This window comes from Rhodocytophaga aerolata (genome assembly GCF_030503435.1).
Lineage (GTDB): Bacteria > Bacteroidota > Bacteroidia > Cytophagales > 172606-1 > Rhodocytophaga > Rhodocytophaga aerolata.
This window is the reverse complement of the sequence record NZ_JAUKPO010000020.1, coordinates 30,984-53,828: the sequence shown is the minus strand read 5'-3', so window position 1 is coordinate 53,828 and position 22,845 is coordinate 30,984. Positions and strand designations below refer to the sequence as shown.

Sequence of the window (22,845 nt, the reverse complement as noted above, 5' to 3'; positions counted from 1 at the left end):
GGGTTGGATTTGATTTCTATTTACCAAAATTATAGGCGTACCTATTCAACTACTGCAAATAGATTAAATTTCATAAAATATCTGAATAGAAGGGGATTTACTACACATTTCTTACATTCAATATGGTTTGAAGATAGTTTGTGAGTTCTCCGATGTTAGCTTCGCATAAAATTCAACGCAATACTTATCCGTCATGCCGGCAATAAAGTCACAAATCGCTCGCCTTCTTCCAGTTTCGTTAGTAGCGAAATCATATATAATCTTAAAGTCAGCAGGCATCAAACCAGGATTTTCTAATAAAGTGTCAAAAATAAAACTGACAATCTGTTTTCCTCGAAACTCCACCATTTTTAGTTTAGGTGACATAATTTGATATTGGTAAGTGAATTGCTTAAGTGTTTCTACTTCCATTTCTATATCTTCGTCCATTTTTATCTTAGATAAACAAGGATTCTCTTCATTGATTTGGCTAAAATCAACGCTTTGAATAAATTTTCCAATTAATTGTGAACAAAAATCGGTGCGATAATAACCATTTTTAGCAATCTGATCTGAAACTGCTACTGCATATCGAATAGAGGTAGTATGTATATTTTCTAAAACTTCATCATCCAATACTACATCTTCTCCCAACGAATAAATCTTCTTATAACCAAAGTAATTATTAAACACTCTACCTGTAACATTTATAATGTCCGCTAGACTTAGTTGCTTCCCTAACGCAAGCTGAATTTTATTTATTATTTCCTTCACCACTTCAGAATCATTCAATGTAATTAGGTCAATTGGCTTAATGAAGCCAGCCTTAAAGGCATCTTCTAGATCATAAGTAGAGTAGGCAATATCATCAGCAATATCCATAATTTGGCATTCGATGGTTTTGAATGATCCTTTTATATTGGGATTAATTAGTACGTGATTTTTTATACTTTCTACAAGTTCCTTCTCAGAGCCATAATAGCCTTTTACAGGGATAAGCTTGTGAATTTTACCCTCAGCAAGCGCTTTTTCCCGTTCCTCTTTTGTGGCATATATTATTTTGTCATATTTGAGTATAGATGCTAGCGTACGAAAAGCTAAATTTAATCCTACACGTTTATCTTCCCCTGATTCCGAGAAACCGTAATGTGTCTCTGGAATAAGCTCTTTTTTCTCAAGTTTGGTAAGCAATCGTAAAGTTTGTGCATTACCCTCAAATCCTCCAAAATTTATCATTCTTTCATCTAGAGCTTCTTCTCCTTGATGGCCAAAGGGCGGATGACCTATATCGTGTGCAATACCCGCGAATTCCACAATATCAGTATTTATCCTGTAGGAGAGTCCCCTTTTCCTTAAAAGGTAATTCAGACGTATAGCAATTGACTTAGCAATTTGGGCTACCTCATGTGAATGTGTAAGACGATTGCGAAAAAAATCGGATTCATGTCCAGGAAACAATTGTGTTTTACCTTGTAACCGTCGGTAAGCAGGGCAGTGGATTAGTCTAGCATAATCTTTTCTCCACGTTGTCCGATAACTTTCTTTTTCAGAACTAATATTTTGAATTCTTACTTTGTCTCTTTTGGTATATTGCATAAAGCGTAATACAATAAATGAAAAATGCTTTTAAAAAAATATACCGGCCATTTAGCCGGTATATTTTTTAATATATCATAAAAACAATTAACGTTTGCCTTTGATCATAATCTTTGCTGAACCAGAAGTCTTTTTTAATACAAAAGACTTACTAGAGTTTTCAGGTATATACGCTTTTTCTAGCGCGTTCAAACGAACTTCTTTAACTACTTCATTCTCTTTTTGAGCGACTTCGGATGTTTTCATGAGTATTAATTAAGGTGAAAGTCTATAGTTAGTATCTATTTATATAACGTATAAATTATAGAATTGATTTGTATTGTTGTACTAACAATTTATAACATACACGTTCTATACAACTTGTTATATCAAATGTGACCTTTTCAATTATTGGCTAAGATAATTAAATAATTAGGATACTTACAAGATTACATTTAACTTTATTATTAGCGTTTATAACGCTTAGATGTAGGATAGTTATAGTATCTTCTATGATTGTACTAATGCTGAAAAAAGATATTTACTTAATCTGATTATAATGGTTGTGGGAACAGCTAATTCTTTTATCATTGCTCTTTAAACTAAAGCGCGAAGTTAAATAACACTTTTGTAGAATATTTATTAGTAGGTTTAGAAAATTAATTGTGTTGAGCAACCAGACTACTTTTAAATTTCTTAACCGTTTTTCGTTCCCACTCAGGAAAAGCTACAGGCTCCTTCCAAAACTCAAGCCAAGCATCATTAAGCATTTTTGAAATTGCACCTTGTTCTCCTTCGGTTGCAATATGACATGAGATAGTTTTTGTAGCTTCAAAAGCAGAAACGGCAATCTGCTCAAGTAGGGTGTCCGGTACAGCATAAGCGTATTCTGCATGTTTTTTAAATTGCATAATATTAATATATTCATTCCACTTTAAACCTATTTTTTGACGTTCTACGCCATATCCCATCAATTCCAGTGCATGAAATAGTACTTGCATACGTGCATCATCCGGGGGATGAGATGTCACAGCAAAAAGTGGGGTCTCAAAAACATCTGTAGATATTTTTACACATAAGTGGTAGTTAGACCAGGCATACGCCGGTCCTAGCGTATAAAGCCCAAATAGGTCACAAAAGAATTCAACTGACCATTTCTCAATCCAGCAATCGCTCCACAAATGTAACATATCAATAAAATCTTTGCGGGAACTATTACGCTCTACTCGTTCAATTTCTTTTCCAAAAAATTGTTTAACAATTACATTAAAACTTCCCAATTCTTGCTTAAATCGCTCTAGTTTTGGATTGTCCAACTCAATTAGTGGATGAACTAATTCATGATAAATATCAGCAATGTGTAACAAAAAATCGGCTTCGAGAAGTGGAATACATAAAAGTCCGTAATCTGGATATATATGATAGTATTTCTGGGATAAACAAGAAGCTATTGGTTTTTGTAATGGGTAATTAATCTCCCGACAAATAGCTCTTACTAGCCTATTTACATATTCATCGTCCTTATGGCTTCGTGCAATGGCAGCAATTACCACATTTTCCAATATGGACAAGGAACCCACTATACGCTGATATTGTAATATCTTTTGTCGAAGATTGTCTGGATTTTGATAATCAGTACTTTCATAGATATGCATTAAATACCCTATTAAGGAATCTATTTCTGTTTCAGCTTTAACAACTAATGCTTCAAAATCTGGAAATAAATTAGCAGCGCCAGGTATCTTTGTCTTTAATGTCCTTGCCTTTTCAATGGCCTCTAATATGGCACCGTCAATGTATTCTAGCATTCTATTCTCCTTTAATCTTAGACAAAGCTTCTATATGTTTATTATTAAGTGCAGAAGCCACTATTTCTAACTCATGCAATGTCTCTTCAGAAGACTCTTCACTAGCTAACTTTCTTACAAGGTTTAACAGAAACTCCTTTGGCCGTTTTTTATGCTCCCTAAGGTCTCTTTCTATTATTACTGTAAGTAGTTGTATGGGTAAGTCAGTATTTTTATCATCGGTAATTTTAGTCAATAAAGAAACTACTTCCTCTTGTTTTCCTCTGTAATGATGGTCTATTGAGCTTCTACGACTCACAATAAAGTCATTGATCAAATCCAAATATTTTCCTGTTACACGGACAATATTAGTATTTACTCCAGTTTTGCTCATAAGTCATCAAGATTTAATTCTTTTAGTAATTCAAAGCTCTCATCATCATACTTACCACCGTAGTCATTAATACGGCGGTCGGTCATTTTAATTGTTAATGGGTCACGTGAACAGTCATCTGGCTTAGTGTAAGATAAGGTAGAAAGATAGTAAATATCACGTAACACGGCTTCTAATGACATAACCCCAAACGCAATTTTTGCATACAGTGGTAAGGAAGTGCCACGATGGTAGAATTCTCTTCCAGTTGTACATACAAAACCTTCTCGTTCATTGATAGCGACCCAAGAACCAACTTGGGGATTCATAACAGCTCCATTATCAACTTTTGTTTGTAGAATATCATATGAGCTTTTTTCTTCGAACAAACGAAGGCCCATAGTTGAGTGCTTTGGTATTTCAACCACAGTAACTGTTGTATCTATAGGTAATACGCTTATTTTTTTTAGTTCTTCTACAGCGTGCAAAATACCTTGTAGTTCAGACTTAAATATGCGCCCATCTCGATGAATAACAATTGTATGAATTGTCTCAAATGCAGACAAAGTTTGTATCTGTTTTTGTAGTATTGTACTAACCTTAGAAGTAGCTAACTGTTCCTTACGTTTTGTTTTATAGCGAATAGGCTTAATATTATCAGATTGTTTGGTCAAAAAAGTAAAGCCTGCTACTGAATGTTTTACATCAATTCCAATATATAAGTCTGCATGGAGAGGTGTTTTTAAAACAAAGGGCCAACGCTCATTATTTAAAATTACTTTATTTAAAGCAACACCTTGCACATAACCAAAATATAAACCTTTCATGTCTTCTTTTATATAATAACCTCTATTCGGTTGGTAATCATAACATTCGGTTAGGGTGTCTGAGTGCATTACAGCCACTTCTAAATTCAACAATTTATGGCCCTCTACCACACAAAGAGTTGCTAAGTCATCTTGGGTGCGTTTAGATCGGTTTAGGCGTGGAATGACTATTAATGCATATCCACCTACTCGTAGGTTAATGCTTTTTTGAAGGTTCGCCAAGATCTCTAGACCTAACTCTAAGCTCTTTCGAGTATTCCGATCATTATAAGTTATAATTTCAGGGTTCCATCCCTCTTTACTAGGATGCATCCGTTCAACCTCTTTCTTCAAATGCGTTAGAAAATGGGTTTTACCAAAAGAATTTGCAATGCTTTGGGGTAACACCAAATACTGGCGTTCAAAAGGCCGCTGAGTATAACAACCAACAGTGGGGTCTTGCAACAGTTTCTTACGTTGCTTTCCTAATTCATTGATCGAAATTGAAAAAGCCCCTTCTGTACCAATGGTAGATAGAATTGTGCCATTACCAAGCTCCTGATCAGGAAATGCAAATACTTTTTTATCTACTTGAATTGCCTTATTATCAATATGAAGGAGCGTATCTCCATATCTAAGCTGTTTAAAGTATTTATTTCGTACTACATAAGCATTTTTTCGTCTATTAAAGGGCGCAATAATAGAATGTTGGTGAAGTTTACCAACCAATGGATCTTCTGTATCTAAAACCCGATAACATAAACCAGCCGGTATGCGACGTTCTTCGCCGCGATTATTAGAATAAATAAGTAATGCCACATCATCAGGTAACTGTGATACTTCAGGTGGCATAGTCGAACCAGCTTGCCGATGTAGGTCTTCAATTACATTTGTCCAAACTCCATCCTCTCGTTTGTATCGGTATTCAGCAGCATTTAAATCACTCAACTCATGTGCATGTACCTCATACCAAGTGTGCCCGTAGTGATAAATAAAGTGATTGTCCTTTACTTGATCAAATTCGGAACGGGTAATAAAAGGAGGCAAAGGAGTTCTTACAGCATATCGCTTAGTAATTTCAACTGCAATCCCCCAACCGCCGCCTGGCAATTCAACAATACGGGGTAAAAATCCATTATAAATAACAACATTATCATTACCTTCATATGAAATTTTACTGTAAAATGGCTGACCTGCACCGGGTTGCCATAGGCTGCTGTACTTTTTAATTTCACTATTTAGTTCAAACTGTAAGAACCTTCGGCAAATCTCTCTTGTAAAATTATCATAATGTAGAAAGTCTAACCGAAATACTTGATCGGTTGATTTAAAAAATACGATCTCTCTCTTTTTTACCTCAAATTCTGTTGGAATTTGCTTTAGTATATTGGGTTCATTTTTCACAACCAGATAAAGTGTAGGTTGATTAGCTACTTTCTCATCTGAAATTACTGTAACAGGATGGCTAAGTTTATAGCTAAGGTGTTTAATGATGTATTGCACATTTACATCGTATTCCTCACTTGATTCGCTAAGGCCAATGATTTTAAACAAACGATAATGCGCCGAAAGCTTTCCTACATTCAGAATAGAGAAAATGTTAGTTTCATATTGATTCATACTTAAGCTTTTTTACAAAGTTTGGTAAATGAACAGAAAGTACAATTTTCCGGATAATGGGTAGTATCGAAATCGCTAGCTGAGATCTCACTATACTTACGATAACCACCAGCCAAATACATTTTTAGTAAACTGTCCGAAATAAATGACTCTATCTCCTCTAGCTTTGAGGATGTTACATAATAATGCCTTTTATAATTTGAGTTATGAGAAATCAACTGTACCTCGGTAAGGCGAATATCTTCCCCGACATGTCCTATAATATACCGTTCAAAATCTACGTGAGGCTTTATTCGAGTAAGTGCCAAGGCATATACCATTAATTGCTGCTCATAACTAATAGTACCAAAGAAATGGACTTTCCAATCATAAATTATTGGAGGTGAATTCTGACGAAAAAGAATTAAATCAGGAAATCCACGTACTGAAAATGAACCCACCTTAAATGTTAAAGGACGTTGCGGTACTAAATAATCTCCAGATTTGAGTTCAGATTGCAGCTCTTCATCCAGTAAAAAATTATTGAGAGCACTTTCTACTTCTGCCCAAGCTTTTTCTATTTGTTCGCTCGATATGGAGCTCCCATTTTCGATTTCTAATAGACCAACCTCTATTTTAGAGTAATTTTGTGGAGCTAGGCAAGCTAATTCAAACTGTTTGTCAAAAATTTTTCGAGCAATAGATATTACTTCATCCTTAACAATCGTCATTTTCCGATTTAGGCGGGGAATAATAAAGTCACTTATTACTTGGTCGACAACCATTCCGCGCCAAGCTTCTATAGTTTTTAACTTGGATAATCTGGTGGCTTCTATTCTTAATGGATCTTTCTTGACCCGCCCATCAGCCATAACGTTTTTATAAAACCATTGTCTTGGGCAACGAGAAAATATCTTATGAGCAGAGGGAGACCAAATCATTTTTTTCGATTACGAATAAATTTTAAATACCCCAATAACTCTTTTTCTTCTTCATCCGTAATTCGGCCAAACTTAGTCAATAAAGGATTCTCTTTCTTAAGATCAGAATGATCTTCTGATTGAGGAATCGGGTATCCAACGCGTTCCATTAGAACTTCATATCTAACTTCATATAATTGTGCGAGTTTATGTAAGTTAATTGGTGAAGGTTGTTTAATCTTACCCGATTCTAATTGACTTAAGTAAGCATTTGAAACTTGGGTAGCTCTCTCTACTTCTCTGAGTGTTAAACCTTTAGCTTCCCGTAATGCCTTGAAATATTCTCCATAATTTGCCATATAATAATAAGCGTTGCTAAGTTTGTCGAGCAAAAATAACAAACATTGCTAAGTTTGTCAAGCAAAAAGTTTAATAATTATTTTAGATTATGATTAATAATAAACTCAAATACTATACACTACATAGTCTTGGTCATATGTTGGATAATTTCCCTTTTACCATAAGGCAAAATAGTTTCGGTTGATTTTCCCCTCCTTTTTTCAATATTCATTCCCATGTCATTTTCCACCTTGTATAGCTATTCTAAATATGAATATTATACAATTTTATGCAGTTAAAGCCAGAAAATTAAAGAAGGAAATAAACCTTTCAAACATGTATTATATTAATCATCCATATCCGTTCTTATTAGAATAATGGAATAATCAATATTTAAAATTTTATACCAAATATCTGTCTTTTTCAGGTAAATAATAAATAGTTGAAAACACCGGTTTTCGTCCATTTATAACTAGAACCACTCATAGCTGGCTGAATTGCTTCTATTTACGAAAGGTTATTTGCCGTTGGTTGCCTCATAAAACTTTTTCATATCTTCTGTCTTTAGATATTTAAACTGTGCATGGCGTAAGGCTTTGCCAGAGAGCTTATCTGGAAAATAAATTAAGGTACAGGCCTCTGTTATATCATCGGGCAGCATCCATTCTTTCTGAAATTCTTTGAAAGATTGTTGCCTGGTCTGAGGCGTTGTACGCTCCACAAAAACAAGCTTCATGGGGTCAATATCAAACTTTTCACAGATTTCATTGGCTAAGATTTCAGCCGCATTAACAATGGTAGTTCCTGGATTTTCGGCTATCTCTGTAGCAATAACTAAGGCAGCGCCACTATCAAAATAGAAAATATCTAGCAGGCACTCACTATCAGCATTAGCTAATCCTATAAAGCTGTAGTGCATTTCTCTGATCGGTGCTCTTTTCATGGTCCTACAAAGTAGGGTGGAAAATGGATTAAAATAGTTTTGTCAGTTTAGTCAATTGGTTTATTGCTCAGTAGAGGTAAGTGGATTTGCATTTAGGACACTTCAGCTCATGCTCGGCAAACCTGGTATGGCAAAATACACAGGTCCGTAAGCGGTCATTTAGTAATCTGTTGTATAGCAGCTGCAACTCTGTTATAGGCATGGCCGCTAACTCTTCCATTGACTGCTGGCAGTAGTGGTCTATGGCCTGAATAATCTGTAATCTTTCGGTATTCTCCATTAGTCAGCTCGTTTGATTCGTTTCCTGCGCTTGCCTACGATTTCTATTTTTTCATCAAATAAGCCATAGAGCACTTCTTTGGCTCTTTTGCCATAGCGCCTAGAAAAGCTTCTACCAGAAGCATGTTGCTTTTTGTCATGTTCCAGGTGGCATAGATCACACATAGATAGCAGGTTTTCTTCACTATGGTTGGACTTGGTATGGTCCAAATGGCAGCAATATAACCGAGTCGGTTTTCCGTTCTTGGGGTGCGGTTCTCCATGTATAGCTCCACATCGTTCACACTTGCCGTTAGCCCGAACAAAGCGGATATAATGAGAAATCTCTTCCCAGGTTTTATAATCTCCGTATAAAAGAATGTCACTTGGCATAGGTTTAAGGTATAGTTACAGCTAAACTTTATTTGCTGCTTTTACCGCTCCTCGGAACTGGTTGATAATTGATAATTAGTACACAAATCCATCTACAAGGATACTACGGCCAGTTTTCAGTCCTTTTACATATCCGGCAAAAGGCCATTTAGTAGTACCGGCCTTTTTTTCTTCGGCATACATTTGCTCTGCCTGCGCCATTGTAATTACCTGAATGGCTTGCTCAACATGGTCAGTACCGGCTGGCGCTACCTTTGGAGTTGTTACCAGCTTTTTGGGTTTAGCTTTGTTTTTCTCAAAATCGGTCCATAAGTGTTTCTCTATAATGGCTTTGTAAATAGCACCTCCCGGTTTTTTTACTTTTTTATCCTTCAGTTTTATATCCACTACATACAGGATATAGGCCTCTGTAACCTCACCATCTGCAAGCATTTCATTGATGCGTGACAGGTTAACCTGGTATGCTTCCAAAATGGCCTTGGTCGAATCAGTGAGGTTAGAGTTGGCTACAATATATTTAGGTTGATTTTTTGGCTTAAAATACAAGGTTTCTATGGCTCTGCCTTTCCGTTCTTCCTCAAAATCGAAAGCAGCAGTGGTATTATCCAGTGCCGTCTGAGTTTGCTTTAGGATAAACTTTTTAAATTCTTTGTATTCTCTATAACGTTCCGTCGTACCCAAGAGCATTAATTTGAGGTCGTTGACTGTAGTAGTATAAATCTGGCCAGAACGGTAAAGGGTTTTTATTAGTAGGTAAATCCGGATAGCATGAGTACTTTTCAGTTTTATGATTTCCTGCAGTTCTGTTTGAGTAAAGTTTTCTTTTAGATCAATCAGATAAGGTTTGATCTTCCTTCCAAACTCAGCCTCAATGTAATCGGTATCCTCCACATACTTAACGTTATCAATAACAGTCATACGTTCATAGACCTGCTTGCCTTTGCTGTTAATGGATAGTATGCGAATGTCTTTCATTTTCTCCTTCAGCTCGTCACAGGCTTTGATGATCACTTGCAAATGATCCCCTCCTTTGTAGCTTGGAAGTATATCTGATAAATTAATCCGGATTGGCAATAAATCTTTATCATCCCATTTGAGCTTTGCGATCATAAGCAGGAATATTCGCATAGAAAGCAATTCAAAGTATCCTAAATTGGCTGTAATCAAATGGTTATGCATCCGAACAATGGGATTTTTCTGTTCTTCCCATATCGAGAGTTGATGATACATAAATTGGGTTTAGGTTGGTTGGCTAAAAATAGTAAAAGGTGGTAAAATAACAATAGTATTTACCACCTTTTGCACATTTTACACCACCTTTTACAGCCGTTTTGCACATTTTCTACCACCTTTGCACATTTTCTACCACCTTTCAAAGACGTAGCGTACATTTTACACCACCTTTTGCACATTTTACACCACCTTTCACAGCCGTTTTGCACATTTTATTACACCTTATTGCACATTTTACACCACCTTTATCGCTGTAATATTTTGTTTTTCAGACAGTTACAAGGCCTCTAATTAGTTAAATTAGTATATAAATTAGCTAACTAAGTTCTGAACATCAGCATTTTTTTAAAAAAACTGAAAAGGTGAAAATGAGAAAAGGCTGGTTTCACCTTTGTAACCCAGTATTTAAAGGTGGTATAAAATGTGCAAGTTTAAACCACCTTAGCACTTGCTGGCCAATTTCTCTTTCAAAAAGTTGCGTCAAAAAGTTTTCCCAAACTTTGTTCCTCCTTTGGCCAAACTATAAAGGACAGCATCTCCCCTCCTGCTTTAGTACCTTCCACCAGTTATTTTGCAAAGTTCTTGATAATCCTCTTCATCCATATAGGCCTTAATGTACTCTTCACTGTCAAGGTTCTAAAATGAATATGGCTGCATATAGGCGATTCTTGCCGTAGGCCTGGTGCGTTGTATGGCTAGCCAGGGAAAATGGTTTATAGGGCTTTATTTTGGGTTAGAGGTTCTAATAAGTCTTTCCTTTTCTTTTTTCTTTTTCTTCTAGTAGCAGCTGATAATTATCCGGAAAAGAAATTACCTGCAATTTGGGATAGACTACTGTGCCTCTCCTAACAATCTTACTGCCCTTTTCAACTAGATAAGCATTGGTGCCTATACAGGAATAGACATGAATGGTAAAGAAATGATAGCCGGATTTTTTAGAGTAATCTTCACTTATGATTCTTCCTGTGATGGTACGCTCACCAATAAAGGTTGATACTTTACCTTCCTCATAAGGAGTGTAGACTGATTCAGTAAACTCAATTTTACAACCGTTAGTAAGGGATATTCTATTCATGGATTTTCTAAAAGTTTAAAGTTTTGCACCTTGGCTTTTTCATACAAAGTATGGGTGTTCTGCAAATCATACAGGTATGGAAAGAAAGCCTCCATTGGCTCAATATGCTTTTGCTCAATCCTATCTAGTTGCAGATGTACCCATTCATGCAAACTTTTCCAGGCTGTTCGCTGTGCCTGCTCCAAGGTTGATTTCCTTGTGGCCTCACTCCTACCCTTTACCTGCCTGTACATTTTCTCAAACGCTAGATCTACTTTAGCCGGTAGCTTAAAAACAAATGGCTGGTTGTCTAGAGTGATCTGAAAGTAGATGCCGGTAACCTGGCCATTGTCTATCAGTTTGGAAATTTATGGCTGGCACCGGCCTCCTTTAAAAGTTTTTCTATACATCAATGGATTTTCGGACCTGACTGTTGAGTTTTTTTAGGCTTTTTGTTGGTATGAGCTTGCTTAATTAAAATTCCATAACTCGATTGCCTGGTATTGCTTCAGGTAATTGGTCAGCTCTTCCTGGCTCATGGGGTCCCTGCCTTCCAGCATGCAGAGGTTAAAGGAAGTAAAAGAAGAAATACCACTCACCTGCTCATAGGCATAATCAGGAAAGTCTTTAACCATAATGGTCCCTCCTGTCAGGAGCACTCTGACTGCTTGCTCAATGGAGAGTGTTTGTGGCTGAAAGTTCATAAAAGAGCGTTTGATAAAAAGCGATAATCAGCTAAATTCTTAATTCATCTACATATCTACACGTATAGATATGTAGATGTAAATATGACTATATGTGTAGATATATAGACACTTATGCCATATCACTAGTACCGGTAATAGTTAAATCCTCCTTTAGAAAGTAATTCGCTATTTCTTACGTTAGATCACTCATTTTGTAGAGTAGTTCCTGAAACGTATGCACATCGGTAATGGACACACGCATAAACTCATTACGTAACTTTTCTAGCTTCATGATCCGGCCTGCAATGGCATCTATTTCAGTATCTCCAAACACTTTACCCGATTTGCCTAACCTAGCATACGCTACAGCTTTGGCTCTGTGCTTTTCAATGGGTAAATGGCTGACAATACCAATTATGCCTTTTCGGTTGACTGTGTTCGAACTTGGAACGGATCTGCAAATGGTCCCCGGTTTTCTATGTAGTAGTTGACAAATTCTAAATCAGTCATTAAATCAATGTTCTGCTTGTTACTCATTTGGAATAAATTATTAAAAAGGTAACTGCAATTGGCAGAGTGCTAAAAAAGCAAAGCAGATAGAATTTTTTTTAGTGCTGTCTTGTTGCTACCTTTGAAATGACCGTTTGGAACGCTAGGTACGTGTGCTGCACATATCTATAAAGCCTAAGTAGTTTGCCCTACTTAGGCTTATTTCATGTAAAGGCTAGTATTATTTACGGTCTTTGTAAAAGTTGCCATACTTGCCGTATGCCTGCTCTGGTATATCCGGAAGTTCTTCTTTGGAAAGTGAGCCATAGGTATTTAAAATGGCCTCTTCTACAATTTGGTTAAAATCTTTGTATTGATGAAAATTCACCCGATTAATAATGTCAAGTACATCTTCTCTGAAAGACCAGTTGCGAGATTGGCGTTTGCTTGAAGAGGGTTTCCAGGTAGATTTTACCGGTTTATCTTTGCCTTTGCCACGTGTATCTATGGCTGCATAGGGATTTTCTTTCTTATCACTCATAAAAAAATAGGTTAATTAATTTTTTCTAATAATTCATCGGTTAGATTCTTGTAGTCAATGGCCGCATTGCTTTCTGGCGCAAACTCTAGGACTGACCTTTTTTGCAGCAGCATCTTTTGTAAGTTCAAATCAGACCGGATATAAGTGGTAAAAGCTTGCTCTCCTTCCGTTTGCCGTACAACATCGGCTATGGCATGTGCTTCCCGGTTTCGCATGTTGGGATGATACTTGGTAAAGAACACACCGGCATATTTGAGCGTTGGATTGTCGTATTCGGCTACAGCATTAATGGTTGTAAACATATCCGTAAAGCCTGCCCAGGTAAGTGGCTCTGGTGTAAAACTAGATACTACATACTGGCAGGCATTGAGCGCATTGAGCGTAAGGGTACCCAAGGCCGGAGGACAATCAATGATTACAAAATCATATAGCTCTGAAACCTTTGCTTTGGTAAAAGCATGAGCCAAGGCTTTGACCGGAGAGACAGAAAATGAAATTTCTTTTTCTAACCTGGTCATTTCTTTGGAGGAAGGCAGGAACTCATAGGTAGTGGACTTTTGTACTACCTGGTCGAATGTTCGCCTTTTGAGCATCAAATTGCCTACTACCTCTTCACCATAGTCTCTGATCTGTGAGGAAAGGATACTAAAATGTGCCTGGGGGTCCATATCTACGCCCAGGACTTTATAGCCCATGAGCGAGAGAGAGGCCGCAATGTTTACGCTGGAGGTGGTTTTGCCTACACCTCCTTTGTGGTTAACAATGGAAATGATTTTTGCCATTCTGTGTTTATTTAACGTTTGGAACTTGTTTTTGCGGTAGCTGTCTATATAGCTATACATGAATACATCTTTTTGCCTACATATCTACATATCTATACATCTACATATCTATATGGCAATATATGTAGATCAAGTAAGCCAAACAAGAAAAATGGAGAGGATTTTTTACTAAAAGGCTCAATACCAGAAATAGAGCAAGGTTTTTAAAAAATAATGTATGATTTTTAGTAAAATGTTTTCAAAAAAGGCAAAAAATAAAGAATTTTTTTTGTTGCAATACGTAAGAAAATTAACGTTTTTTACCAAAAATCAGCGAATAACCTGTCTGTAACGCCCAATTCACCTAATAAATTGTCTATAACATCGGAAAAATACAATTTGTTTAAAAAGTTTAGCAAATAGCGTAAAATGCTTGATTTTAGACGGTTATATGAGAATTTTTTTAAGTTTTGTTTCAAAGGTGTTAAATGAACATGTTTAGTATGGTAGATGTAATATTCTGCCAATACTCCACATAAGTGTTTTAGCCTATCCCATGTAGGTATTTACCTATTTGTTACTTAGCATGTTACAGCTCTTTGTGGCAATATAAATTTTTACTAACAAAAATTGGATTTTAGCTATCTGTACAATTAAAAGCCTGAAATTTCAAAAAGGAGAGGGGTAAGGATAAATTTTTTATAACATAACCTTATAAGTAATATAAACGAGCGTTATAAATTGTAATTTCTCTGTTCAAGGTTTTGATTTACAACTCAATTTTTTGAGAATGTTTGCTGTAGATAGAGAAGCAACAATCTCAATCAAATGGACAAAACAAGCAATTTTAAATCAAAACCCAAGCGCAGTGAAACAGAGGGCAATGCTCTCTGGAGATTGTACATGGAGTTATCTGTAATTAAACAGCGAGAACTACGAGAGTTGTTTCGTTGCTTAGGTATATCATGGCAAAATTTCCTGGTAAGTGATTCGCAGGCTAACAAAGCAATATGGGATATACCATTGCGTAGGCTGAAAGTGTACGAATCATTCTTTGGCATAGATTTAACTTCACACCGGCTAAAATTACCGGCAGAATTTAAAGGAGTAGGAGACAAGCTTGCCATTGATCTGGATGCAGAAAGGATGATGCTGGCAGAATCAGCATAAATAAAAAAACAGGGAATAGCAGTTCCCTGTTTTTCAAACTTATAGTTTGGCAGGTTAGCTTCAAGATTACCAGTCCGATGAGCTAACCCAAAGAAATTCCTTAAAACCGCTAAATTTTAAGGGAGTGATACCATTTTGGTTATCCATGAACGAAACAATATCATGACAAAGATATTAAAAAAAACATTCGTTGGTTGTCGAAAAAAGGTTTTTTTGAGCCAGTTAGAAATATCCAAGGTCTTTGTTTCACCAAGTTAAGCAGGTGAACGCAAAGGCCTTTTTTCTTTCCCATAACTCGAACAAATACTGCCTATGGACCAAATAAATCCTCTTATTACTGGTAAGGCAGAGGACCTCAAGCCTGGATATTGAGTAAGCTTTTTCCAATTCACCTATTGTTCAACTTAAACTTTATTTTTTATGCAGCAATCCAAACAAAGCGAAAGAGAAATCTTTTCGAGAAAGAAAAGCTTAACCTTTCTCAATGATTTTGTCCGTAGTTATAACTACAACCGTAGACAGGCGGATCATATCACTAATACCGATGCCGAAGTAGCTAGAGCCTTATTGAAGGTATATGAGAGGCATTTAGCCGCTTCCCAGGTAGACCCATATAATGTGTTTGCCTGTTATTATCCAGAAATACAGGCCTGTGGTGTATGGAACCTTAACGCCAAAACCATCCGGGAGCATTTGCTCAAGCTTCAGCAATCGGGTATGATCACCCTGCACCAGGATTCAGCCATCTTTTTAGATTCCAATACCTCCAGGCCTGTTTACGTGAGCTTTACCCAAGAACTTTTATTCATTTGATGTTCCACTCTTAACCATTAACCACTATGCCACCATTACAAGCATTAACGCTTGCAGAATACAATGAAGCGTGCAGAGAATTTCAAACCATTGCCAATAACAGCTACCTACATGCGGATTTTAAGCGGGCGCTAGACTGCTACAATAAAAGACAAACTAAAAAAAAGGATTTTATCAAAAGTGCAGAGCTGACCGTACTGCGAAAGTTGGTCATGTTTTATCTCTATGAGTGCTATACACAGACCAAGGAATACGTGAGCCACGAAGGATATGTACACATAGCAGAATCTTTCTTTCAACAGGATAAGAAAGATGTAACGGTGCTCTCCAGCCTGGGCAGGTTGCAACGGACCGGCTTTGTGCGCTCTTTTCATATCATACCTACGACCAAGGCAGAAACAGATTTTGAAATCCAACTCAATCTATCTAATAAACTATTTGAGCAACCTACCATTGCTCAATTAATTACCAATTTCCAAAACCGCTAAACCATTAAAATATATTATCCATGGACAAGCCAAAATATTCTCCCAAACAAATTACCTTATATCGGACCAATGAGTTTAAAACAAGACTAGCTTTAAAGAATTATTTTAAAGAGTATAACCTCAGTTGCAGTGATCTGAAGGATGAAATACGTGGCCAGACCAAAGATGCCATGTTTGAAATTTACAGCGACTATTGCCTAAAGAACAAAGTCACCACTGACCTCACCTATCTGCTTCCTATTACGCACTCCAATATTGGCTATTTATGTACCGGTAAAAAGAACCGGGAACGCAATAGCCATAATATCATACCCAGGTTGATGAAAGCAGGCCTGGTGCTCTCCAAACGCAAAATACAGCACAAATTCACAGACGAGCTAATTAACTGTATTGAGCTAAAATTAAACCCAAAATTTGTACTATTCAAAGTAGAAAAAAAGGATGCTCCAATGTCCCTTTCTGTGGATAATTTAGATTTTCTTGTGGATAAACTTGTAGATAAGTTCGGTGCAAGTGGAAAAAGGCAAAATAAAGCACCCTTCAAAATCACTATGACCGATTTAATAGAGGCACATCTACGGTATCACCCGTAGAAAATTTTGCATATACTATTTTCTACTTTGAAAATAATAGAAAAGAAATATATAATAATAGAAAAGTAAGCGGCTAGTGTTTAATTGAACGCTGCCAAGATGTCAGGGTAGAAATCCGGCTTTTGTACAAAACCTTGCTAAAAAAAGTAGGAAAAAGCTGAATTTCCAAAAAAAGGTAGACCTTTTGAACCTGGGCATCTGCGACCAGAAAAATTTTCTATTTCTTTTCTATCTAAAAATGCACCAGGGGGCCGGGGCGCAAAAATACGCTAAAAATGGCTGTTATGGGAAAGATAGACCCATAGCTCTCCTTCTATTGCCAAAAATCTATAAAAAAACCTATAAACAGACCAATACTCATGTTTGATATATATTCTTTAGTAGAACAAGACTACCTAGCAAAGCTGGACCCAAGGAAGGCAGTAATGGATTTGCCAAAATCCAAAATGGATAAAGAGAACTCCATATATGTGATATGGTTTGCTTGGAAAAAAGAAGTTCAGAAACAAAAAGGCATGGAAACACTTACATTTTATTCCCGGTTTTGGTCTGATAGGCCGGACCTGGAAGCAAACACACAATTTGAGCGAATGTTAAAATTAATGTTCAGAAACAAAAATGATTTTGCTGTGTGCCAGATTTGGGTAAACAATAAAAAAGGAAATAAACGAGCAGTAGATTTACCCGACAATGAAAAGTTAATAGAAATGGTAGGTGTAGGTAGATATACCTGTTTAGAGTTATCACATGAGCAACTTGCCCTATATCGGTTACACTACGTATTGCCAATTATGCAGGAAAGAGAGATGCTAGATTAAAACAATAGCCAAAAACCGTTTCAATTCCCTAGTGAAACGGTTTTTAGAACAATTCTCTCGTATACCGTATTTCTATTACTTCAGACAAGCAACCACTATGATAAAAAAAATAATACCAGCCAAAGTAGAGGGATTGTCTCACTTTAAAGGAGGTAGCAAAAATTATTTCCAACCGGTAATTAACTTGATCAGACCACATGACACGCTCATTGTTCCATTTTTGGGTAATTGTGCAGTAGTACAGAACATCAAAGCGTGTAAACGGACCATAGGCAATGATATAGACTATGAGGTAATCCATAAATGGAAGCAAATGAACTTTGATTGGATAGAGCTATGGAACGCTGACTATATGGAATTTTTGCAAGCATTAGATTTTACCACCCTTGGCAGAGTAGTGCTGTATGTAGATCCACCCATGCCGCCAATGATAAAAAGCAGTGACCGGCCTAAATATCGTTACGAGGTAAGTGAACAAGGCCATGAGCAGCTACTTGACTATCTGTGCTCACTGCCAACCGGAATTGACATTGTAGTTACTTGCCATGCCAACCGGTTATATCAACGAAAGCTTTCTCACTTTGGGCGAACCATGTTTACCTACTATGCAGGTAAAAGGCAGATAGAAGAATGGCTCTGGTGCAATTATGACCTCAACGTAAGTAGTTTGCATGACTACAACTATGTAGGAGATACTGCAGACGAGCGTTACCTAATCAAAGTAAAGGCAGACCGTTTGACTGAAAGGCTTTTAAAAGAAGGGCCTTTACAAGCCCAGGCTATTTTGAGCCGCATGAAAGAAAACATCATCCGGAGCAATACCGAGCGCATAGAGCAGGAAACCCATACCATAGAGTCAGGCAGGCAATGGTATGAAAACCGGGAGCAGCCAAGTAGCCTTTAAACTCACAAAAGCAGTCCATTAGAAATTACTCCAATGAGCCTGCTTTTGTGGCAAAAATATTTGCTGTAGATAGATGCGTGATAGGGTAAATATAGTAAAAAGCCATTCTGTAATGGCCTTTACGCTGAAAAGATTTAGAAATGACCGAAAAGTATAGTAAGTGCTCTTGCTCTCTACGCAATAGAGTAAAGAACGGTTTCCAAAGCAATACTTTTTACTCCTGCAAGTCCTTATCCATAGTAACCTCCAACCAGGCACCTTTATATTGGCCGTTCAGCTTCATATTTACGGTAGCTCTGTACTTGGTATAGGTTGCATATAGGAAGTGGCCAGATAAAGTCTCTTGATCTATGAGCTTTTCAAATTCATCGGCCAGAGTGCGTATATCTGTATGTTCTTTCTGACACCCAAAAAAGTTTGTTACCTTTTGTAAAAGGGCGTTCTCTTCAGTAGACTTGAATGGTTGTTTTAGCTCAATTTGGTAAAATGAAGCACTTTCCATAATTATTTGAGTTGTTTAATTTTTATACAATGTTATACCGAAAAAGTGAACAGGATTGCATGAAAAAAGAGAACAGAGAACAGCTAAAGAATAGGAAAGAAAAACGCTTAAAAAATAATGCGCAATGATCATCGTGCATGAAGAGAATAGCAAACCCACCGGGAACAAATCAATCAGAAGTTTATAAAGCAGTTCAGGCAGATGCCAGTATCAATATAGTGGATAAATTCTGCCTGGAGAATGGACTGATTATGTTTGTTGTCCACCACAAGAAAGCCGATCAAGAATTTTTAGAGTTTTATCAGCAGCTACACCACAACGTGTAACGTTTACACTGCCTATGGTCCATACAATCTCCTTTCATATCAAAAAGCTAAATGCTATTGGTTTATGTATTTTATTTGATGAATTTCAATCTCCTTACAAGTACAAAACCTTCTACCTTTCGATTCAAATTTTAATCATCCGCTATGTTCTCCAGTACAATATCTGTTTTGCTTATCCGGAATGGTTTCAAAAGTTATTCTCCTATCAACATAACAAGAATCGTAAAAAATGAATTTTTCAAAGAGTTGGATTTACTGGCCAATTATTTCCTTATCCTTAATGGCCATTATCCATAATTCCTACCTGGCTATGCAAACGGCCAATATGAGCACCGGCTATGAGTGGTTAGACAAACTGATTGCGTTAAACTTTGCACTAGGTATTGAAGGAGGCTTATGGGTGCTTGTGATGCGTAAAAAAAATAAAGCCGTAAAGATGTATACCGGCCTGTTATTCGTGCTCAATATGCTCTACTATGGGAGAGGGGGAAAGCTCAACCAGGTAATCAATTTTATTCATCCGGAGGCATGGCTCTACATTGAAGCCATCCTTACTACGGTCCTTTTTTCTATTGTCCTTTCCGGCATGGTTTATTACCTGACTGAAGTAGTCATGGCAGAGCGTGAAAAAGCTGCTTTAATTCCAGAAAAACAGCATGTTTCTAGTAGCTATCTGAGAACACAGGAGAGAACATGTGAACCACGAAAAGAGAACACCCCAAAAGTGTTCTCTACTGGCACTTCTGAGCGTTCTCTAAATGATATGAAAGAAACTGTTAAACAGTGGGTTGCAGAAGAAATGAAGCACAATGCTGTAACGTTCTCTAAGCAGCTAGAAACCATTATTAGAGAACACCTAAAATCCTCACAAGAGAACACTGAAAACAGTTCAAAAAGCGTTACGCCAATTGTGACAACTGCAACGGCTCAACCGTTACAAGCATTGCAACAAGAACTGTTACAATCAATACCGGCCATAGCGCCACAACTATCAACTGATCAAGACAAAGAATCGTTACAATCTACCGTAACACAACCGTTACAAACTAAAGGTATAGAATCTCTGCCAGGTATGGTCCCAACCGTTACACCGGCTATAGAAAAAATTGTGACAAATGAAGCCATTGCAGATACCGTAAATCATTTGCCTGTAGTAAATCAAGGCAATGCCTCAACTAAAAAAGAAAATCAAATAGAGCCTGCTATAGATGCGGAAAATAAACCATTGACTGCCGGTGCCATGCTAGTAAGTGAACCAGTAAAAGAATTGTTACAAGTAGCGGAATATAAATATGAGGATTCCCATATAAATGAAGAGGAAGATTTTCTTTCAGGCAATCCGCTAAACCATTTACCAGAGGTAGATTTAACCAAACCTGCAATAAATAAAAAAAGAAACCTGTCAAACTCCAAGCTGAAGATAACTAAGAAAGCTTGTAAGAACTGCGGAAAGAGTTTCAAAACAGCTAATCGTAGAAAAAGTTATTGTTCTGACCTCTGCCGGACTGCCTATAGCCGGTCCAATAAACAAGCGGAAATGGAAGCGGCCTAACCAATTAGGCTGTAGTGAACGAGCAGTTTACCCCGAAGGTCATTGACAATTCCCGGGTAATATCGCTTATAAAAAATCAATATCAAAAGTGCTTTGATCAGACAAACTTATCAAAAACAGCCAAATTTAGAGAATGAAGCACTTTTTACTATCCAAGTACCTGTTCTCTCTTGTTCTTGGTTTGGCCTAGAGAGAGAACAAATGGCTAAAAATGGCTGTTCTCTCTTCCAAAAATGGCTAAAACTAATCATGTCAATTGCGGTTCACACCGGTTCATCGGCACAAAAAAAGGCCAAGATAATAAATTTAACCACTTTTTACATGATTCCCGGTGCTCTACTGCCTACCTTGAGGCCGAAAAATGCTGTTCTTTGTTCTCATGCTTTCGGTAGACACAAAAAAGTGTTCTCTGATTTTGTTCTCTAGCAGAGAACAAATGGTAAAAAATGACCTAATTTTTAAAATGAAGCAGTTTTTTATATCCCTTCTTGTTCTCTCGCAGAAGCAAAGAGAGAACAGGTAATTTGTAAATAAAAATCATAGGTAATTATAAGTAAATGTTATAAATCTTATAATTAAAATAGAGAGGCAAAACCGAGAAATGAAACACTCTTAGCTTGTTTTTGAGAAGTTTTATATAAAGTTTATAACGGAATATTATAACGTTAGCCGTAATAATTTCGTGGTTTTTGTCATAATTCGTGGAATGTATCTTCTTTTTTGCTCACTCTCTTACAGGCTTGATGTAGTTTAAAGTTTTTCAGCCGGTTACTTGAATAGGCCTTTTTTTCAAGATGTATGGCAAAAGCCTGCAAGAGAACCAAAAAATAGCCTAAGAAAGTGACTATAATCCTTACCTGTTTTCACTCTCACGTAGGATTGGCGAATAGTCCTCTAACAAATTATCGAATTTTAACCTGTAGAACACGAAGAATCAAAAGACCCGAAACGGTCTGTGATTCATTTTAGAGTAGTTTTCTCTATAGGTTAGCCGGTAATCAAGGGCAAAATTGATTACGTTAGACCACTTCCCGGTCCGTTCTTTACCTTCCAGATCTGCTCTCTTCCTTCCTTCCAACTGTCAGGTGACTATGGCAATAGTTATAGCCTGGAAATATATTTTTTTATCCATACTCCATGAAGAAAACATCTAGGGTAGAAGTTAACAGAGAGATTGAGGCTTTCTTACAGCAAGGAAGTGCAACATTTAGCGCAGCTCAACTCGAGCTATTGAGAGCGTACAGTGGTTATGGCGGCACAAAAGGGACTGACATTGAAGATTCTCGCATTTTGTATGAGTATTATACACCAGAGCCACTAATTGAGAAAATGTGGGCTATGGCCTATGCTCATTCCAAGCGTGACTTTACCCGTATGCTAGAGCCTGCTTGCGGCATAGGTAAATTTTTCGCTTATGCTCCTTCCAAATGCGAACTGGTAGGTTTTGATATTTCACCCGTAGCTACTCAGATAGCCTCTATTTTATATCCAAGCACACCTGCTCGCCAAGTCACTATCCGCCATGCATCTTTTGAGGCTATGTTCTTTCGTGGCAATACCCCAAATGCCAAAGAAGTCATGGCAGAAATCAAGTCCGGAAAGCAACCTGGCTTTGATCTAATCATTGGCAACCCTCCTTATGGCAAGTTTGAAGGCCGGTATGCCGGTATGGGTGAGAAAAAAGCGACCCTTGCAGAAAGCTACGATGAATATTTTATCACACGTGGCTTAGATATACTGCTGCCTGGTGGCCTATTGGTTCTTGTGATCGGTGCAGCGCTGGAGAATGGTGGTACCCTATTTTTAGACCGGCCACTATCCAAAGTGAAAATAGAAATTCTACGCAAAGGTAAACTGCTAGATGCTTACCGCTTGCCACAAAAGGTTTTTACCGATACAGATGTGTCTACAGAAATAGTGGTTTTTGAAAAATTAAAATGATC

28 protein-coding genes are annotated in these 22,845 nt (G+C 37.2%); 10 read left to right on the top strand and 18 right to left on the bottom strand.

The window, feature by feature from the left end; translation table 11 throughout:
• Nucleotides 1-117 precede the first annotated feature (117 nt).
• The 17 genes from Q0590_RS25000 to Q0590_RS24920 form a co-directional block, all read right to left on the bottom strand.
• Complete coding sequence (locus tag Q0590_RS25000; RefSeq protein WP_302040361.1) at nucleotides 118-1,575, bottom strand: deoxyguanosinetriphosphate triphosphohydrolase family protein; 1,458 nt, start codon at nucleotides 1,573-1,575, stop codon at nucleotides 118-120.
• Nucleotides 1,576-1,662: 87 nt separating this feature from the next.
• A complete protein-coding gene (locus Q0590_RS24995; protein WP_302040360.1) occupies nucleotides 1,663-1,821 on the bottom strand; it encodes a hypothetical protein in 159 nt (52 codons plus the stop codon).
• 392 nt (nucleotides 1,822-2,213) lie between these two features.
• On the bottom strand, nucleotides 2,214-3,362 hold the full coding sequence (locus tag Q0590_RS24990) for a hypothetical protein (protein ID WP_302040359.1): 1,149 nt from the start codon (nucleotides 3,360-3,362) through the stop codon (nucleotides 2,214-2,216).
• Nucleotide 3,363: 1 nt separating this feature from the next.
• A complete protein-coding gene (locus Q0590_RS24985; protein WP_302040358.1) occupies nucleotides 3,364-3,735 on the bottom strand; it encodes a hypothetical protein in 372 nt (123 codons plus the stop codon).
• Nucleotides 3,732-6,140, bottom strand: a complete 2,409-nt coding sequence (locus Q0590_RS24980) for an argonaute/piwi family protein (RefSeq protein WP_302040357.1) — start codon at nucleotides 6,138-6,140, stop codon at nucleotides 3,732-3,734. The genes Q0590_RS24985 and Q0590_RS24980 overlap by 4 nt, the downstream gene beginning before the upstream one ends.
• Before the next feature lie 2 nt (nucleotides 6,141-6,142).
• On the bottom strand, nucleotides 6,143-7,060 hold the full coding sequence (locus Q0590_RS24975; RefSeq protein ID WP_302040356.1) for a PD-(D/E)XK nuclease family protein: 918 nt from the start codon (nucleotides 7,058-7,060) through the stop codon (nucleotides 6,143-6,145).
• Nucleotides 7,057-7,398 (bottom strand): helix-turn-helix domain-containing protein, encoded by a 342-nt coding sequence (locus Q0590_RS24970; protein ID WP_302040355.1) that lies wholly within the window; start codon nucleotides 7,396-7,398, stop codon nucleotides 7,057-7,059. The genes Q0590_RS24975 and Q0590_RS24970 overlap by 4 nt, the downstream gene beginning before the upstream one ends.
• A 497-nt stretch (nucleotides 7,399-7,895) precedes the next feature.
• Nucleotides 7,896-8,321: a hypothetical protein gene (locus Q0590_RS24965; protein ID WP_302040354.1), complete on the bottom strand. Its 426-nt coding sequence runs from the start codon at nucleotides 8,319-8,321 to the stop codon at nucleotides 7,896-7,898.
• 67 nt (nucleotides 8,322-8,388) lie between these two features.
• A complete protein-coding gene (locus Q0590_RS24960; RefSeq protein WP_302040353.1) occupies nucleotides 8,389-8,601 on the bottom strand; it encodes a hypothetical protein in 213 nt (70 codons plus the stop codon).
• The gene (locus Q0590_RS24955; protein ID WP_302040352.1) at nucleotides 8,601-8,972 is read right to left on the bottom strand and encodes a hypothetical protein; all 372 of its coding nucleotides are present in this window, start codon (nucleotides 8,970-8,972) and stop codon (nucleotides 8,601-8,603) included. The genes Q0590_RS24960 and Q0590_RS24955 overlap by 1 nt, the downstream gene beginning before the upstream one ends.
• Nucleotides 8,973-9,047: 75 nt before the next feature.
• Nucleotides 9,048-10,202, bottom strand: coding sequence for a replication initiation protein (locus tag Q0590_RS24950; RefSeq protein WP_302040351.1), 1,155 nt, complete (start codon nucleotides 10,200-10,202; stop codon nucleotides 9,048-9,050).
• Nucleotides 10,203-10,947: 745 nt separating this feature from the next.
• Nucleotides 10,948-11,280 carry a hypothetical protein gene (locus Q0590_RS24945; RefSeq protein WP_302040350.1) on the bottom strand — a complete coding sequence of 111 codons (333 nt, stop codon included), beginning with the start codon at nucleotides 11,278-11,280 and terminating at the stop codon, nucleotides 10,948-10,950.
• Complete coding sequence (locus Q0590_RS24940) at nucleotides 11,277-11,513, bottom strand: hypothetical protein (protein ID WP_302040349.1); 237 nt, start codon at nucleotides 11,511-11,513, stop codon at nucleotides 11,277-11,279. The genes Q0590_RS24945 and Q0590_RS24940 overlap by 4 nt, the downstream gene beginning before the upstream one ends.
• A 216-nt stretch (nucleotides 11,514-11,729) precedes the next feature.
• Nucleotides 11,730-11,963 (bottom strand): hypothetical protein, encoded by a 234-nt coding sequence (locus Q0590_RS24935; protein WP_302040348.1) that lies wholly within the window; start codon nucleotides 11,961-11,963, stop codon nucleotides 11,730-11,732.
• 175 nt (nucleotides 11,964-12,138) lie between these two features.
• Entirely contained in the window at nucleotides 12,139-12,279 is a 141-nt protein-coding gene (locus Q0590_RS24930; protein WP_302040347.1) for a hypothetical protein, read from the bottom strand.
• A 396-nt stretch (nucleotides 12,280-12,675) separates the two neighbouring features.
• The gene (locus Q0590_RS24925) at nucleotides 12,676-12,975 is read right to left on the bottom strand and encodes a hypothetical protein (protein WP_302040346.1); all 300 of its coding nucleotides are present in this window, start codon (nucleotides 12,973-12,975) and stop codon (nucleotides 12,676-12,678) included.
• 11 nt (nucleotides 12,976-12,986) lie between these two features.
• Nucleotides 12,987-13,757 (bottom strand): ParA family protein, encoded by a 771-nt coding sequence (locus Q0590_RS24920; protein WP_302040345.1) that lies wholly within the window; start codon nucleotides 13,755-13,757, stop codon nucleotides 12,987-12,989.
• A gap of 807 nt (nucleotides 13,758-14,564) precedes the next feature.
• Between Q0590_RS24920 and Q0590_RS24915 the strand changes: the two genes are divergently transcribed.
• The 6 genes from Q0590_RS24915 to Q0590_RS24890 all read left to right on the top strand — a co-directional run bounded on the left by Q0590_RS24915 (nucleotide 14,565) and on the right by Q0590_RS24890 (nucleotide 18,522).
• Entirely contained in the window at nucleotides 14,565-14,906 is a 342-nt protein-coding gene (locus Q0590_RS24915) for a hypothetical protein (protein ID WP_302040344.1), read from the top strand.
• A 420-nt stretch (nucleotides 14,907-15,326) separates the two neighbouring features.
• On the top strand, nucleotides 15,327-15,719 hold the full coding sequence (locus Q0590_RS24910) for a hypothetical protein (RefSeq protein ID WP_302040343.1): 393 nt from the start codon (nucleotides 15,327-15,329) through the stop codon (nucleotides 15,717-15,719).
• A gap of 26 nt (nucleotides 15,720-15,745) precedes the next feature.
• Entirely contained in the window at nucleotides 15,746-16,207 is a 462-nt protein-coding gene (locus Q0590_RS24905) for a hypothetical protein (RefSeq protein ID WP_302040342.1), read from the top strand.
• Nucleotides 16,208-16,227: 20 nt separating this feature from the next.
• Nucleotides 16,228-16,800 carry a hypothetical protein gene (locus tag Q0590_RS24900; protein WP_302040341.1) on the top strand — a complete coding sequence of 191 codons (573 nt, stop codon included), beginning with the start codon at nucleotides 16,228-16,230 and terminating at the stop codon, nucleotides 16,798-16,800.
• 359 nt (nucleotides 16,801-17,159) lie between these two features.
• On the top strand, nucleotides 17,160-17,618 hold the full coding sequence (locus Q0590_RS24895; protein ID WP_302040340.1) for a hypothetical protein: 459 nt from the start codon (nucleotides 17,160-17,162) through the stop codon (nucleotides 17,616-17,618).
• 97 nt (nucleotides 17,619-17,715) lie between these two features.
• Nucleotides 17,716-18,522, top strand: a complete 807-nt coding sequence (locus tag Q0590_RS24890; RefSeq protein ID WP_302040339.1) for a hypothetical protein — start codon at nucleotides 17,716-17,718, stop codon at nucleotides 18,520-18,522.
• Between the two features lie 214 nt (nucleotides 18,523-18,736).
• Here the strand turns inward: Q0590_RS24890 and Q0590_RS24885 are convergent, their stop codons facing one another.
• A complete protein-coding gene (locus Q0590_RS24885) occupies nucleotides 18,737-19,024 on the bottom strand; it encodes a hypothetical protein (protein WP_302040338.1) in 288 nt (95 codons plus the stop codon).
• Between the two features lie 137 nt (nucleotides 19,025-19,161).
• Between Q0590_RS24885 and Q0590_RS24880 the strand changes: the two genes are divergently transcribed.
• From Q0590_RS24880 to Q0590_RS24865, 4 genes are all read left to right on the top strand, one after another.
• Nucleotides 19,162-19,350 carry a hypothetical protein gene (locus Q0590_RS24880; protein ID WP_302040337.1) on the top strand — a complete coding sequence of 63 codons (189 nt, stop codon included), beginning with the start codon at nucleotides 19,162-19,164 and terminating at the stop codon, nucleotides 19,348-19,350.
• 229 nt (nucleotides 19,351-19,579) lie between these two features.
• Complete coding sequence (locus tag Q0590_RS24875) at nucleotides 19,580-20,902, top strand: hypothetical protein (RefSeq protein ID WP_302040336.1); 1,323 nt, start codon at nucleotides 19,580-19,582, stop codon at nucleotides 20,900-20,902.
• A 93-nt stretch (nucleotides 20,903-20,995) separates the two neighbouring features.
• On the top strand, nucleotides 20,996-21,328 hold the full coding sequence (locus tag Q0590_RS24870) for a hypothetical protein (protein WP_302040335.1): 333 nt from the start codon (nucleotides 20,996-20,998) through the stop codon (nucleotides 21,326-21,328).
• Nucleotides 21,329-22,039: 711 nt separating this feature from the next.
• Entirely contained in the window at nucleotides 22,040-22,843 is an 804-nt protein-coding gene (locus Q0590_RS24865; protein WP_302040334.1) for an Eco57I restriction-modification methylase domain-containing protein, read from the top strand.
• The last annotated feature ends 2 nt before the right edge of the window (nucleotides 22,844-22,845 follow it).